14 protein-coding genes are annotated in these 14,478 nt (G+C 38.2%); 7 read left to right on the top strand and 7 right to left on the bottom strand.

Annotated features, from left to right (window positions below; all coding sequences use genetic code 11):
* The first annotated feature begins 86 nt into the window (after window positions 1–86).
* From RIV7116_RS20225 to RIV7116_RS20215, 3 genes are all read left to right on the top strand, one after another.
* The gene (locus tag RIV7116_RS20225; protein ID WP_015120171.1) at window positions 87–731 is read left to right on the top strand and encodes a DsbA family oxidoreductase; all 645 of its coding nucleotides are present in this window, start codon (window positions 87–89) and stop codon (window positions 729–731) included.
* Window positions 731–1,918, top strand: coding sequence for an FAD binding domain-containing protein (locus RIV7116_RS20220; protein ID WP_232435712.1), 1,188 nt, complete (start codon window positions 731–733; stop codon window positions 1,916–1,918). Before RIV7116_RS20225 ends, RIV7116_RS20220 begins: the two co-directional genes overlap by 1 nt.
* A gap of 311 nt (window positions 1,919–2,229) precedes the next feature.
* Complete coding sequence (locus RIV7116_RS20215) at window positions 2,230–3,342, top strand: alkene reductase (RefSeq protein ID WP_015120169.1); 1,113 nt, start codon at window positions 2,230–2,232, stop codon at window positions 3,340–3,342.
* Window positions 3,343–3,401: 59 nt separating this feature from the next.
* Here the strand turns inward: RIV7116_RS20215 and RIV7116_RS20210 are convergent, their stop codons facing one another.
* Window positions 3,402–4,340, bottom strand: a complete 939-nt coding sequence (locus RIV7116_RS20210; protein ID WP_015120168.1) for a serine hydrolase — start codon at window positions 4,338–4,340, stop codon at window positions 3,402–3,404.
* Window positions 4,341–4,392: 52 nt separating this feature from the next.
* Here RIV7116_RS20210 and RIV7116_RS20205 point away from each other — a divergent pair, with 52 nt between their 5' ends.
* Together RIV7116_RS20205 and RIV7116_RS20200 are read left to right on the top strand one after the other, a co-directional pair.
* A complete protein-coding gene (locus tag RIV7116_RS20205; protein WP_015120167.1) occupies window positions 4,393–5,106 on the top strand; it encodes a C40 family peptidase in 714 nt (237 codons plus the stop codon).
* 18 nt (window positions 5,107–5,124) lie between these two features.
* A complete protein-coding gene (locus RIV7116_RS20200) occupies window positions 5,125–6,147 on the top strand; it encodes a glycosyltransferase family 2 protein (RefSeq protein WP_015120166.1) in 1,023 nt (340 codons plus the stop codon).
* Between the two features lie 136 nt (window positions 6,148–6,283).
* Here the strand turns inward: RIV7116_RS20200 and RIV7116_RS20195 are convergent, their stop codons facing one another.
* Window positions 6,284–7,204 carry a LysR family transcriptional regulator gene (locus tag RIV7116_RS20195; protein WP_015120165.1) on the bottom strand — a complete coding sequence of 307 codons (921 nt, stop codon included), beginning with the start codon at window positions 7,202–7,204 and terminating at the stop codon, window positions 6,284–6,286.
* A 110-nt stretch (window positions 7,205–7,314) separates the two neighbouring features.
* Here RIV7116_RS20195 and RIV7116_RS20190 point away from each other — a divergent pair, with 110 nt between their 5' ends.
* Together RIV7116_RS20190 and RIV7116_RS20185 are read left to right on the top strand one after the other, a co-directional pair.
* Window positions 7,315–8,202, top strand: a complete 888-nt coding sequence (locus tag RIV7116_RS20190; RefSeq protein WP_015120164.1) for an aspartoacylase — start codon at window positions 7,315–7,317, stop codon at window positions 8,200–8,202.
* Between the two features lie 128 nt (window positions 8,203–8,330).
* A complete protein-coding gene (locus RIV7116_RS20185; RefSeq protein WP_015120163.1) occupies window positions 8,331–9,590 on the top strand; it encodes an MFS transporter in 1,260 nt (419 codons plus the stop codon).
* Between the two features lie 132 nt (window positions 9,591–9,722).
* On the opposite strand, the gene RIV7116_RS20180 is transcribed toward RIV7116_RS20185, so the two are convergent.
* From RIV7116_RS20180 to RIV7116_RS20160, 5 genes are all read right to left on the bottom strand, one after another.
* Complete coding sequence (locus tag RIV7116_RS20180) at window positions 9,723–10,841, bottom strand: sensor histidine kinase KdpD (RefSeq protein WP_015120162.1); 1,119 nt, start codon at window positions 10,839–10,841, stop codon at window positions 9,723–9,725.
* A gap of 57 nt (window positions 10,842–10,898) precedes the next feature.
* Window positions 10,899–11,279, bottom strand: coding sequence for a hypothetical protein (locus RIV7116_RS20175; protein ID WP_015120161.1), 381 nt, complete (start codon window positions 11,277–11,279; stop codon window positions 10,899–10,901).
* Between the two features lie 4 nt (window positions 11,280–11,283).
* Window positions 11,284–11,781 (bottom strand): Rab family GTPase, encoded by a 498-nt coding sequence (locus tag RIV7116_RS20170; protein ID WP_015120160.1) that lies wholly within the window; start codon window positions 11,779–11,781, stop codon window positions 11,284–11,286.
* 11 nt (window positions 11,782–11,792) lie between these two features.
* Window positions 11,793–13,595 (bottom strand): OmpA family protein, encoded by a 1,803-nt coding sequence (locus tag RIV7116_RS20165; protein ID WP_015120159.1) that lies wholly within the window; start codon window positions 13,593–13,595, stop codon window positions 11,793–11,795.
* 90 nt (window positions 13,596–13,685) lie between these two features.
* The gene (locus tag RIV7116_RS20160) at window positions 13,686–14,288 is read right to left on the bottom strand and encodes a hypothetical protein (protein ID WP_015120158.1); all 603 of its coding nucleotides are present in this window, start codon (window positions 14,286–14,288) and stop codon (window positions 13,686–13,688) included.
* Between the last annotated feature and the right edge of the window lie 190 nt (window positions 14,289–14,478).

Here is a 14,478-nt window from a genome sequence, read left to right as displayed (position 1 = left end):
CGCAAAACTATTTGGCGCAAAAGCTATATTAACATTTATTATGAGCTAGGTTAAGGTCAAGATGTTATCCAAAACAGGAGACAAACATGAACTTAACAATTGAAATCACCTCGGATTTTATTTGTCCCTGGTGTTTGGTTGCAGAAAAGCGATTGAATAAGGCGATCGCTCAACTGAATTCTTCAGTAAATATTGAGCGCGTTTGGTATCCCTTTGAGTTGAATCCAGACATGCCAGAAATCGGGATGGAGCGCAAAATATACCGCAGCCAAAAATTTGGTAGTTGGGAATATTCCCAGCAGTTAGATGCAAAAACCATCTTGGCAACGCAAGAGGATGACATTAATTTTCGCTATGACTTGATGGAGTTTACGCCCAATACGCACAAAGCCCATCGACTGGTTTGGTTTGCATCTCAACAAGGTAAAGCTACCTACTTAGCTGAACGGATATTTACGGCATATTTTACCGAAGGACAAAACATTAGCAGTGTTGAAATCTTGGCTAATCTAGCAGCAGACATCGGTATCGATAGAGACGTAACTATAGAATTTCTTCAGAGTGATGCTGGTACTCAGGAAGTGCGCGATTTAGAAAACAGAGCAGTTTCAAGAGGTATTCGCGGCGTTCCTAGCATCCGTATTGGTAAAGAAATTTTATCTGGTGCCCAGCCTGTTGAGGTGTTTTTAAGTACATTGCAAAACGCTGTCCATGAGTTAACAGAGGTTTGATGATGAACAAAACACGATTACGCGCTATTGTCATCGGCGGTTCATTGGGCGGATTGTTTACAGGAATCTTGTTGCAATCAATTGGTTGGGAGGTGAATATTTACGAGCGTTCCTCCCACAGTCTTGATAGTCGCGGTGGTGGAATAGTATTACAACCAGAAATTGTAGAAGCATTTGAGCGGGCTGGTGTAACCTATGAAGCACCCTTCGGCGTAGTGGCACACGAGCGATTTTACTTAAAACAGGATGGCACTATTGCTACTAGTATGCCCATGCGTCAGACTTTGACATCCTGGAATTTGTTGTATGGCACTATGCGCCGACATTTTTCGGCAGAGCGCTACCACCAAGGAAAAACCCTGACAGAAGTAACCCAGGATGATGAAAGGGTGACAGCTACTTTTGCAGATGGCACTTCTGATACAGGCGATTTATTAATTGGTGCTGATGGTGCAAATTCAACAGTTAGGAAACTACTCCTCCCGAGCTATAAACCGCAATATGCTGGCTATGTTGCCTATCGGGGATTAGTTGACGAAAGGGAACTAGACGCAGAAACTGCTGCTATGCTGAGTGAGCGTTTCGTCTTTTACCAATTTCCCAACTCCCACATTCTTCAATACGTGATTCCGGGAGAGAATGAGTCTTTAGTACCGGGGGAACGTCGCTTTAATTGGGTGTGGTATGTCAACCACGATGAGACAACAGAATTAACACCAATTCTCACCGATAAAAATGGCAAACGACGTGACTATTCGATTCCACCAGGAACGATTGCCCCAGAAGTCGAACAACAGATGCGATTGTATGCCAATCAAGTCCTTGCACCACCCTTTCAAAGACTTGTTGCTGCCACCAAAGAACCCTTTGTCCAAGCCATTTTAGATTTGACTGTACCGCAAATGGCATTTAATCGCATTGCGCTGGTTGGGGATGCAGCCTTTATTCCTCGTCCCCACACAGCAGCAGGTGTTTCAAAAGCTGCTGCAAATGCCATTGCCCTTGCCGATGCTTTGGTAAACCAGAATCATGATGTTAACAAAGCATTGAATGAGTGGGAACCGGAGCAGGTGAGATTGGGAATGTATTTGTGGAAAGCAGGGAAAGCTCTTGGCGAACGTTCTCAGTTTATGCATGGTAAGAAACGATTTGCTCATCTTTCTACCGAGAATGCTGGTTTACGTTGAAAATATTTCCGCTTAATCAAATAACTCAAAACTGTCGAGACATAACACCTGTCTCGGCAGTTATTTTTTTATATTTAATATCAAATCCGGTTATACAACGATTTCCTTACCTCTTCCCGCTCTACATTAATAAGGAGAGGGGTGCCCGGAGGGCGGGGTGAGGTTCGGCTGAGCTACATAAAAAAGTGAATTATTTTTGCATAAAACGCAAAAGTGTTTGGCACAAAAGCTGTATTCACATCTTTAGTGAATGAAGTTAATCTCAAAACATGGTTGAGAAAAGAACTAACACATTCACAAGGAGACAAATTATGACTACCGCAACTGCTAGCAACCTCGAATTACTTTCTCCCGCTACTTTGGGTGATATGAAATTAGAAAATCGAATGATTCTCGCTCCTTTAACTCGCTGTCGTGCGGGTAATGGTTTTGTCCCCCAACCGATGAATACTATTTATTATGCTCAACGGGCTTCTGCTGGATTAATTATTAGTGAAGCAACTCAAGTAGCTCGTAACGGACTTGGTTATGCCAACACACCAGGGATTTACAATCGAGAACAAATAGAAGGTTGGAAACAAATTACCAAAGCCGTACACAATAAAGGTGGCAAAATATTTTTACAGCTATGGCACGCAGGAAGAGTTGCTCATCCAGCTTTACTGGAAGAAGGTGACATACCCGTTGCTCCCAGTGCTATTGCTGCTGATTATCTAGCCGATCTTCCTGAAGGACAATTTCCCCACGTAACTCCTAGAGAATTAAAGTTAGAGGAAATTCCTGGAATTATCGAGCAGTTTCGACAAGGAGCGAAAAACGCATTAGAAGCTGGTTTTGATGGAGTAGAAATTCATGCTGGAAATGGCTATTTACCCGACCAATTTCTACAGGATAATGCGAATCATAGAACTGATGAATATGGTGGTTCGATAGAAAATAGAGCGCGTTTTCTTTTGGAAATTACTCAAGCAGCAATAGATGTTTGGGGTAGAGAAAGAGTAGGTGTACGCTTATCTCCTAGCAGTATTTTTAACGATATGCATGATTCCAATCCGGCTGCCACTTTCGGTTATGTTGCCGAACAATTGAATCGCTTAGAAATAGCTTATCTTCACATAGTTGAACCGCGCATCAAAGGTAATGTAACTATTGAAGATGACGGTACGGGTTTAGGAGCAAAATTTTTCCGCCCCATTTTTAAGGAAACAATTATTACCGCAGGGGGTTACACTCGCGAAACGGGAGAAGAATTCATCAAAGATAATCATGCTGATTTTATAGCATACGGTCGTTTATTTGTTTCCAATCCCGATTTACCCAAACGTTTCGCTTTGAATGCCGAACTTAATAAATACGACCGCAGTACTTTCTATACCAGTGGAGAAGAGGGATATATTGATTATCCCAGTTTGGAGAGTGAGTAGCGAGTAGTGAGGAATTTTTCTACCTCTCTACCCCCTCTCCCAACTCTTCCCCCCTCTACCTATTCCATACCGCTAACCGCTTCCATAACCTGCCCAGAAACAAAAGGTAAAATTTCTCGACTTTTAGCGTTTGCTTTCCCTTCTGTAAATACAATTAATAGATAAGGACGCTTGTCTGGTATCTCAATATAAGCCACGTCGTGAAATACAGAAGAAGTCCAGCCACCTTTTGACCATATTTTCGCTGCTTGGGGAAGACTACTACCTAAAAAACCAGTAATTTGGTCTTCTTCTACATCTTTGGGTAATTCATCAGGATTTAAACTGCGCTTCATGACATTCATCATTTCTTGGGAACGTGTGGCGCTGACTGCAACCCCACCAACGATAGCGTGCAATAATCTCGCGATCGCGTTAGTAGTTAACATATTGCGATTTTCTAATAACTGTCCGTAAAATGCCCGTTCTCTTCCGTATGGGCCATCACCCCAGGTTTTTTGGCATACATTTACTGCCTGTAATTCTTCCCAGCCTAAAGATTGTAAGTAGCGGTTCACAAGATGACGCTGCTGTTTCCACGTTTCAAAAGGTCCGGGGGGTAATTCTGGGCCGGAAGTTGTACCAGTTAGTACATCTACAATTAAGCTGGTAGCATCATTACTAGAATCTACAATCATATCCCGCAAGGCTCGCTGTAACTCTTCTGAGTTCTCAACCATGCCTTTCTCCAGCCATTCATGTACTGCAAGTAAATAAAACAGCTTGATTACAGAAGCCGGATAAATTCTTTCTCCACCACGATAATTAAAACCGCGTACAGAATGATTCCAGAAAGCATTGGGAGTTAAAGCACCACCAGTATTTACAGGTACCGGAGGGTCGTAAATAATCCAAGTTAAGGCAATTTGGTTACGAGCTAACGTAGGAAATTTAGCCCAAGTAGCCTCTAAAATACCATTACCGAGTTGTTCTAGTTGTTCGTCGTGCTTAAAAAACATAGTCGTCGTCCAATTTTGAATTAAAATTCGTTGTTAATACTTACAAATTTTTATGGTCTCTCAAGAGGAATTGCAAGTAAACGTTGAATACGTAACTGAAGCCGATTTGAATATCTACGATTCTCCCGAATGCAAGGACTTATCAACTCAAGCTGAGAAAGGAAGGCATCTAAATGTAATCTTAGACACTTTAAATTCCACCTCCGTACAGGTATGCTTGTGTGAAGATGATTATCCCGGTTGGTTGTCGATAAGCGATCTGAAATCATTATCACCAGCAGTTGAACCATTGCAAATTAAATCATTTTCTGAAGCCCAAATAAAGAAACTGATACCCGAAGTTATCGCATTTACTCGCAAAGCTATGCAACAACCAAATTACTACCTTTGGGGTGGTACTGTGGGGCCGAATTTTGATTGCTCGGGGCTGATGCAAAAAGCTTTTGCTTCTGTAGGGATTCGCTTACCAAGAGATGCTTACCAGCAAGAAGCATTTCTAAAACAAGTTTGTACTGTAGAGAATTTTGATGCAAACTCTTTACAGGAAGGTGATTTAATATTTTTTGGGACTCCTCAAAAAGCAACTCATGTAGGGCTTTATTTGGGAGATGATAAATACATCCATAGTTCTGGTAAAGATAAAGGACGAAATGGTATTGGAATTGACCTTCTTTCGGAACAGGGAGACGAGGTTAGTCAGTCATATTACAAACAGCTACGTGGTGTCGGAAGGGTAGTAAGCAGTTACATCCCGCAAAAAGGCTAAGGAAGGATTAAAAAAATTATGAGAAATGGGTTTGTTTCTGAAAGATTGGCTCAAGAAGGTACAATACCTTACGCTTTGGATGTTTCAGTTGTAGTGCCGGTGCATAACGAAGTGGAAAGTTTGCCTCATTTAATTGAAGAAATTTCATCCACTTTGATTGAAAGTAATTTGAGTTATGAAATTATCTGCATTGATGACGGTTCTACCGATGGTTCGGTACAGTTATTAAAAGAAAAAGCACAAGCACGTACAGACCTGAAAAGCATTATTCTACGACGCAATTACGGTCAAACTGCCGCGATGGCAGCAGGTTTTTATCATGCACGAGGTAAAGCTATTGTAACTTTAGATGCCGATTTACAAAACGACCCTGTTGATATCCCTATGCTTCTAGCGAAGTTGGATGAAGGTTACGACTTGGTAAATGGTTGGCGTAAAAATCGCCAAGATGCTGCTCTAACCCGCTTGCTACCTTCTAAAATTGCTAACTGGTTAATTCGTCGTATTACCAGCGTTAACGTTCACGATTATGGTTGTTCCCTTAAAGCCTATCGTACCGAACTTGTAGCAGATATGAACCTATACGGAGAGCTACACCGCTTTCTACCTGCTCTCGCCTACATTGAAGGTGCAAGAATCACCGAAATGCCAGTTCGTCACCACGCAAGACGTTTTGGTAGCAGTAAATACGGCTTGGGTCGTACTTTCCGAGTAGTGATGGACTTATTTACCATTGCTTTTATGAAAAAATTCCTCAACCGTCCGATGCACGTTTTTGGACTTTGGGGTTTAATCTTTATGATTGCAGGTGGAGTCATGAGTACTTATCTAACCTGGGCAAAATTAATCCTAGGTCAAGAAATTGGCGATCGCCCTCTGCTCATATTGGCGGTATTGCTTTTGGTGACTGGGGTACAGCTATTTTGCTTTGGATTATTAGCTGAGTTGTTAATGCGTACTTACCACGAGTCCCAAGGTAGACCAATTTACCGAGTTCGGGAAGTCGTTGGGGGGAATAAAGAACAGATTTCTCTGAAGTAGAAAAAACGATTTGAATTCAATAATCATTAGACGTAGCACTTAAGAAATGCTGCGTCTTTTGCTGTCACAATTTTATTTCTCTATTCGCGTGTTTTCTTTTCAGTATAAATTAAATCCAAAAAGCCGCTTTTGTTGCTTAATTGCAAATTTCCTTGGCAATTTTCAAGAAATTTTTTAATATGACAGATGTATCATTGCGTCGCCAAACCATATCCATTTTTATCTTTGGAGTAACTCCAAGAATTGGACGATAGACAACTCCTTTGCGCCGGATATTTTTAACATTAGCAGGAAGTAATGCAATCCCTAATTCCCCTGCAACAAACCCCAAAATTGTGAGCATAAATGCAGCTTCAAGAGTGATTTGTGGGAAAAAACCCGCCCGTTTGCACAAATACAAAATTTGCTGGGATAATCCCGGAACAAGTTGAAGATCGGGAAGAATGAATTTTTCTTCTTTGAGTGCTATCAGCGGAATTTGTTTGGTTTTGGCTAATGGATGATTTTCTGGCAATACTGTAACTAAAGGTTCTTCTAAAATCGGAGTAAAACTCAGTTCTTTATTATCAATTGCTCCTACAGGCAGATGTAAAAAACCGACATCCATCGCTCGCTCTCGAAGTGCTTGTAGCTGATTGTGAGTTGCCATTTCGCGCCAAATTAGTTTGACGTTAGGAAATTCTTCGCGAAATCTTCTCAAAATATCCGGTAGTATGCTGTTTGAACCAGAACTGGTTAAACCAATAGTTAGCCGTCCAATTTCTCCTTTACTTGTTGCCCTAACATTCTCAACAGCGCGATTCATAGCAGTCAAGATTGAAACCGCTTCTTGAAAAAATTCTTGCCCTGCTGTTGTTAACTGTAGCGGACGTTTTTTGCGGTTAAATAGCGTTACATCTAAACTTTTTTCTAAATCCTTAATTGCAGAACTAAGGTTCGGTTGTGCCATGTGTAATTTTTCGGCAACCTCACTGATGTTACAGGTTTCGTGACTGGCAACTGCGACAAAGTAACGTAAATCTTGTAATTCAATACTTTGTAAGCTTCGGTTTTTCATATAAATATATATTTTTTTAAATACTAATATATGAAATATATACTATACGAAATAATACTATTTTCTCTACACTGATGACATCAACAAATATTAAATAACATAGTCAGATTATGGTTATACCAATCGAACGAGTTGCCTTAGTTGGAGGTACTCATGGTGGAGAAATCACAGGAGTATTTTTAGCTAAAAAATTTCAACGATTTCCCCTACAAATTCAACGTAATGGGGTCGAAACTGTTACTTTATTGGCAAATAAGAAAGCGATTGCAATGGGAAGAAGGTATATCGATACAGACTTAAACCGGGCTTTTAATCCCCAAGATTTAGAGAACCCTCTTCTGATGAATTACGAGCAATCAACAGCTAAAAGCATTGCTCAACGAATTCAGCAAGAAAAAATAGATTTAATCATTGATTTGCACAGTACAACTGCAAATATGGGATTGACGATAATTTTATCTAGCAATCATCCTTATTTATTACGCCTATCTGCTTACCTCACAGAAATTAATCCCAAGGTAAAAGTTTTACAATATGCTCCCAATCAAAAGCCATGTCATTTGAGAAGTCTTGCAGAATTAGGTATTGCTATCGAAGTGGGAGCGATTGCCAATGGTTTATTAGACGCGAAGTTATTTCAAGAAACTGAAGATTTAATTCATGCGACTTTGGACTACCTTGAAGCTGATAGAAAAGGACAATCATTAGCTGCACCAGGAAATTTAACCTTTTATCGCGTATCGGAAAAAGTTGATTATCCTAGAAATCAAGATGGAGAAATCGAAGCTATGATTCATCCCCAGTTGCAGTTTCAAGACTATAAACCACTACATCCTGGGAATCCGATTTTTATCTCTTTTGATGGTAAGGATATTTTTTACGAAGGAGATAAAACAGTGTATCCAGTATTTATTAACGAGGTTGCTTATTATGAAAAGGGAATTGCCATGTATTTTACCCAGAAGGAGAGAATAGGTAACCGCTCACTTAATAGTTAAATTGCAAACAATTTTATATTCTATGTGAAGTAATGTAACATGGACTTTGTAGTCTTCTACTCAAAATTGTGATAAATCGCGAGTAAAAAACTACAAATCGCCAACCTCACACAATACTTGTATCTACCGTGAAAGTTTTATTTTCACTTGATGGTAACTTACGACGAAACCTGCTGGTATTATTCGCAGCAGGTTTATTATTTTGGGCTAGTTTATCTTCTATGCTACCCACTTTACCGCTTTATATTGAAGATATTGGAGCCAGCAAGCAGCAGATTGGCTTAGTAATGGGTAGCTTTGCTATTGGATTGTTGTTATTTCGTCCATTGTTAGGTCAATTAGCTGATAAAAAAGGTCGAAAAATAGTTTTGATAATCGGTATTTTATCGGCTGCAATAGCCCCAATTGGCTACAATTTTACTCAATCTATACCGCTATTAATTGCTATTCGTATTTTTCATGGTATTAGTATTGCTGCTTTTTCGACTGCATTTTTAGCATTGGTTGCAGATATTGCACCTGTAGAGAATCGCGGTGAATTAATTGGCTATATGAGTTTGGTTAATCCGGTTGGTTTAGCAATTGGGCCAGCATTAGGTGGTTATTTAATGGAAACTGCTGGTTATACGGCATTATTTATATTTTCCACGACTTTAGCTTGTGTAGGATTATTATTTACCATACCAATTATTAATCCCATAGTTAAAGCACAAGAAAAAGTTATAAATAGCGATGGTTCATTTTGGCGAAAGTTGATTAGTCCTAGAATGAGAATTCCCGCTATTCTCTTATTAATGATTGGTTTAACGCTAGGAACATTACATACTTTTGTACCGTTATTTATCAAGTCAACCGAAGTCGATTTAAATCCTGGATTGTTTTATACGGCAGTGGCGATCGCCAGCTTTTTTTCTCGGTTTTTCTTTGGAAAGGCTAGCGATAGATTTGGCAGAGGTTTATTTATTACTTTGAGTTTAATTTGCTATACATTGGCAATGTTATTGTTGTGGAATGCCAATAGTTCGGTAGATTTTCTACTAGCAGCAACAGCCCAAGGAATTGGTGGCGGTACGATAATTCCCATGATTGCGGCGATGATAACTGATAGAAGTTATCCTCAAGAAAGAGGAAGGACTTTTAGTTTATGCATGACAGGTTTTGATATTGGAGTAGCTCTTGCACCACCAACTTTTGGTATAATTGCTCAACAAATTGGTTATCGCAGTATATTCGGCTTTAATTTCGGTATTACCTTCATAGCAATCATCATCTTTATAACTTTATCAAGTAAAAATTTACCTGCGTCTTTACGTTTCGCTTTTGGACGGGATACTGATATTTACTCGTTGAATAAGGTTAACAATGATGAATTAGGAGTTAGGAGTTAGGAGTTAGAAATTAAAAATATTAATTATTCCTAACAAGGGGTTACTAATTAAATAGTCGTAAACAGGCAGTAGGAAAAAAATAAATTAAGAGCCATATTTTATCCCAATTACCCATTACCCATTACCAATTACCTATCCCTCATCAGCTTTTAACAAACGAAACCAAAATTTAGAACCTCCACCTTCACGAGGCATAAAACCGATTTCTCCTCCCCAGCGTTCGACTGTTATTTTACAGAAATAAAGCCCGAGTCCAGATTTACCAGATTGTTTATTTCCTTGGGTAAACTTTTGAAATAAAGTATCGGCAATTTCTTCTGGTACACCGCTTCCTTCATCTTCTACGCTGGCAGTAATATAGCCTGCTTGAGAAACTAAATTTACAGTAACTGTAGACTCCGAGGGACTATGGCGGTAAGCATTTTCGATTAAATTCGCAAATATCCTATCTAAACGCGATCTGTCTCCAACTACTTGCCAATTCAAGGAAGTATCTATATCCTCAGCAAGCTGCAATCGCATTTTATTCAATACATAAGTTGGTGTTAGTAGTTCAATGACGCTACGTGCTGATGCTAAAATATCTGGTGCTGTATCAAATTTATTGGTAAAACTTTCTAATGATTCAACTTCTGTAGAGAATGCATTTAAGATTTCTCTAATCAACATTTCTTGTTGAAAAGTTTGCTTTCTACCAATTTCTAAACGTTCTTTACCTTTTTCTGTTAAATGTTCTAATTCCAGTAGGGCAAAACAGCAATTAATCCCGCTTAACTGTCCGGCAACGTCATGTATAATACAGTGAATTAAGACTTCCTTTTTCTGTTTTTCTTTAATTACATTAGTATAATTGAGCTTATTTTCTCTAGCTTGCTGAATCAAATTTTGTTTTTCGATATAAGAATCGCTCATCATCTCGATAAGTAATATTTTTTTATCATCTACGACTAAAGCAGAAGCTTCAAAATGAAATTCCTTACTGCCTATATCAAAATCGCTCCATATTCCGGATTTTAAAGGCTTATTTGAATTTTCAAGCCAATATTCTTCGGCATCAATTAAAAAATTTTCTATAAAAGGAAAGTCTTCTTCAGGAACTAAGATTTCCATTCCTGATTGCAAATTTTTACGGCAAAACCGTCTTACCCATTTTGGTATATCACCTATAAATTTAAATTTACCAATATCTAGTCGTTCCAAAACTAAGATATCTAAAGCGGCAAAAATTTCCGCAGTCAAAGATTCACTCATGGTTAAACATTAGCTGTCTGCAATATTTATGAGATATTAATTACCGATGCAATATTACTATTTTTTGGGCTGCATTAGACGACGAGAATTTATTTCCTGCTGAACTTTGAATATTTGTATTTCATCCCAAGTTGCATCTAATAACAGTACCCAATCTCCTTCATTTTCTGGGAATAAATGCACATCCGCACAAATTCCCAGTTCGGTTTTTAAGCAAGGTAAAAATAAAGGTAAACCATCGAGGGGCAAAAGTCCTTCCAGAAAGAAAATTTGCTGGCTAGCGTCAACTCCCATTTGTAAATTGACTATGCCATATTCTTTTAGCTTTCCTCCCCAACTCGCCAAACATCCATCTCTACCGACAAAAAGATATGCCAGAGAGCGGGTTTCTCTGAAGAAATTAACAAGATAGTTACTTACAGGAAAAGGTATATCCATATATTCATCCCCCTATCAATTTAGATGCTAATGTATAAAATATTTCTTCTACATTCAATCCAGTTTTTGCGCTGCTTTTAAACACAATCCACCCTTGATTTTCAATAGCCTCGATACTTTCAGCCTCTAATTCCCATTCATCTTGTAAATCCCACTTATTTAATACAAGAACAAAAGGAACTTTACCGATAGAATCTTCTACACGTTTTTGTAAATCTAGGGCTGTTTGTAAAGTACTTTTTCGCGTTCCATCTACAACTAATAAATAACCAGATGAGCCTCTGAGATAAGAAGTTCTTAATTTTTGAAATTCGTCTTCTCCATACAGATCCCACAAAATCAGGTTTACTTCTTGTTCTTGTACCTGTATTATTTTTTTATCAATTTTCACCCCTACAGTGGTTTGATATTTTTCAGAAAATATGCTGTAAACAAACTTTGCAACTAAGCTTGTTTTGCCGGTGGCAAATGCACCCACCATACAGATTTTTTTCTGGAGCATCTTATACCCCTTTATTGCACAACGTCGTCTATAATAACTTTGAATGAGACTCTACGATTTATTTTTTTATCTTCTGGTGTTGATTCAGGGCGTAGAATTTTTTGAGCGCCGAATGCTTTTGTAGAAAAGTTCTTTCTATCAATACCCTGAGATTGAAGATAATTGAAAATCTTCTGGGCACGGTTTTGAGAAAGTTTGATATTTAATGTTTCGTCTCCTTCGGTATCTGTATGCCCTGCAATCTCAAATTGCACTTGTTTATTTAGAGATTTGCCTGCATCAATTAGATTTTGTAATTTAGATGATAATTTATATAGTTTTTCTGCTTCACCAGGTATAAGCTGAGTAGTACCTTGTTCAAATAGTACTATTGTTTCTTCAATTTCTTTTTTATAAGCATTGAGTTGATCGATATCTAAATTTTTTAAATTTTCATCTTGATATTCAACAATACCAATAATAGACAGCGATGGCTTTTTATTTCTTGCAGATTTTATCCACTGACTGGTAGCCGAACCTGTGGCTTGCAAAACACCATTTTCATTCAGCGTTAAATCAACTGTCTTAGGCTTTTCGAGCAACTTAGAAGCTCTTTTAATCGCGATTTTTCGTTCTAAAGATATAAAAGGCTTCCATTGATGAACAACTGCTTTCGGATTCAGCTTCGATGCCTTAATCAGCGTATTTGGTTCAACTGCTAAGGGATCGCGCATACCTGCAATCAAGTATTTGCCATTTCTTTCTTCTGCTTTAGTAACTATAATTCCAGGCTGCTCTTGCAAACTTTGCACGTAACTATCCCAGCGTTTGTTACCTCGGATTGCAAAAAATCCCCAGCAACCTAAGACTAATGCCAGTATTCCTATAGAAGTCCAAGCATAAATATATCTGGTTCTAGTGGGTGCTTCATAATGAGCTTCTAGGCAAGCTTCTAAATATGGCTTACTAGCTTCAAAGGGCTTGGTATCTCCAGAAAAATTATTAATTTCCCGCCCAAATTTTAAATGTATTTTTTCTATAGCATTTTGGAATATAATCCTTAAATCTTCTGGAGCATTTCCGCGAATAATACCTGCCAAAACACTTGTTGGTCCTTGTTCTATCCAAATAGTAAGTTCGCCAAATTCTAAAGTATCGAGTCCTTCATGGTTCGTTACGTTAAAAGAATCTTTGACAAAATCTTGAATCGCCGTCAACATCGCAGAAACTAAAGATGGATCTTGAGCAGAAACCTTTGGTGCGACAAGATGCTGTATAATTAATCCGCTGTTTTTGTCAATCAGAAATACTTGCTCTACGCGATAAATCAGCGTCCGCAATAATACTACTTCTGCAAAAGACTTACCCGTTTGTTTCGCTTCAATTCTCCACTTTAAACTTTGTAGTGAAAGACTATGTTCCAAAGCATAATTAAACGATTGCACCATCTCATCTAAAGCAGTGGCGATCGCCTTTCTGGTAGCTGGACCTATAATTGGAAAAATCGCTTCGGAAAGTACGTTAATATCTTTTTTGATAGAAGATTGAATGGCTTGCTCAACGGTAGGAATCAAGGCTTCCGATAGCTGTTCATCTTGCATTGTCCGTAAAACAACTGCTTCTGGAAGCATCTTACTGATATCTTCTGGATCTACTTGAGGATTATCAAGCTTTTCATAAAATCGATGCAGTTTGGGTTCCTCAATTCCTAAAAGTAAACTCCGCAACTGGCTCAATTCACTTAATTCACTTAACTCATTGGCTCCATTATTACCTTCGATATGATTATTATTAAATGATTCTTCCGCTAATCGATTCCCGTTCTTATCACTCATCGGTAAAATTATCGGATTAATATATCAAAAATTAGATTTAAACGAAAAGTCATTCACCATAATATTCAAATGAATGACTTTGATGCAAAATTATTGAGAATTCAAACGCAATGCTAATTCAGAAAATAAAGCAGCTAATTGAGTACGGTCAGTTTTTTCACTCTTTAATTCGTAAGTTTCCCGCTCTAACAAACCGACAATCTCTTGATATTTTTCTCGAATATCATCGTGTAAGCTCTGAGATTGACTGAAAATCTGCTGACGCAATTCCCGTTGAGTTTTACTTGCTTGTTCGTCGATTTCAACCATCTTTTTCTCGAAAGATTCAGCAAGTTTTCTTTGTTCTTCATTAATTGCTTTTATCGATTCATCCCGTTTTACCTGCTCGTTTTTGGCTCTAAAACTTAATGAATCTGTTTCTTCTTTAATATAATTTTCTAAAGTATCCAGTCGCTTTTTAGTTTCATCTCTTAAATCGTGACACTGCTTGACTAAACGCTCTTCTAAACGAGAAAACTTTTTATCTAATTCCCGCATTTGGGAACCAACTAAAATATCTCTAACTTTGCTTAAGCTATTATTCTCGTGAATCTCAGAATTACCATATCCAATAGGTTTATTTACATCTCTATTTGATACGATTTGCCCAGCTTCTGGCGAAATGTTATTGTTGGTTTCTTCCGAAGATTTCATATTTCCTTCTTAGTTCCTAATAAAAATTTTCCATCCCGTAATCTTGTTTACACCCTACCCCATTTTTTGTATTTAATTATACCTATTTAATGGATAGGTTTCACCCTTTAGTTTGCTAGCATCCTAAAATACTTGTACAAAAATCATCCTCCTTAAGATTGACATTAGATTATACATTGGAAACGGTTAT

The sequence above is a fragment of the Rivularia sp. PCC 7116 genome, assembly GCF_000316665.1.
In the GTDB taxonomy this organism is placed as follows: Bacteria; Cyanobacteriota; Cyanobacteriia; order Cyanobacteriales; family Nostocaceae; genus Rivularia.
The sequence above is the reverse complement of the archived record's forward strand: the minus strand, read 5'-3'. Positions and strand labels throughout refer to the sequence as shown.

Coding starts and splice junctions, on each gene's coding strand:
- RIV7116_RS20225 (WP_015120171.1), top strand. CDS start 87: ATGAACTTAACAATTGAAATCACCTCGGATTTTATTTGTCCCTGGTGT.
- RIV7116_RS20220 (WP_232435712.1), top strand. CDS start 731: ATGATGAACAAAACACGATTACGCGCTATTGTCATCGGCGGTTCATTG.
- RIV7116_RS20215 (WP_015120169.1), top strand. CDS start 2,230: ATGACTACCGCAACTGCTAGCAACCTCGAATTACTTTCTCCCGCTACT.
- RIV7116_RS20210 (WP_015120168.1), bottom strand. CDS start 4,340: ATGTTTTTTAAGCACGACGAACAACTAGAACAACTCGGTAATGGTATT.
- RIV7116_RS20205 (WP_015120167.1), top strand. CDS start 4,393: ATGGTCTCTCAAGAGGAATTGCAAGTAAACGTTGAATACGTAACTGAA.
- RIV7116_RS20200 (WP_015120166.1), top strand. CDS start 5,125: ATGAGAAATGGGTTTGTTTCTGAAAGATTGGCTCAAGAAGGTACAATA.
- RIV7116_RS20195 (WP_015120165.1), bottom strand. CDS start 7,204: ATGAAAAACCGAAGCTTACAAAGTATTGAATTACAAGATTTACGTTAC.
- RIV7116_RS20190 (WP_015120164.1), top strand. CDS start 7,315: ATGGTTATACCAATCGAACGAGTTGCCTTAGTTGGAGGTACTCATGGT.
- RIV7116_RS20180 (WP_015120162.1), bottom strand. CDS start 10,841: ATGAGTGAATCTTTGACTGCGGAAATTTTTGCCGCTTTAGATATCTTA.
- RIV7116_RS20175 (WP_015120161.1), bottom strand. CDS start 11,279: ATGGATATACCTTTTCCTGTAAGTAACTATCTTGTTAATTTCTTCAGA.
- RIV7116_RS20170 (WP_015120160.1), bottom strand. CDS start 11,781: ATGCTCCAGAAAAAAATCTGTATGGTGGGTGCATTTGCCACCGGCAAA.
- RIV7116_RS20165 (WP_015120159.1), bottom strand. CDS start 13,595: ATGAGTGATAAGAACGGGAATCGATTAGCGGAAGAATCATTTAATAAT.
- RIV7116_RS20160 (WP_015120158.1), bottom strand. CDS start 14,288: ATGAAATCTTCGGAAGAAACCAACAATAACATTTCGCCAGAAGCTGGG.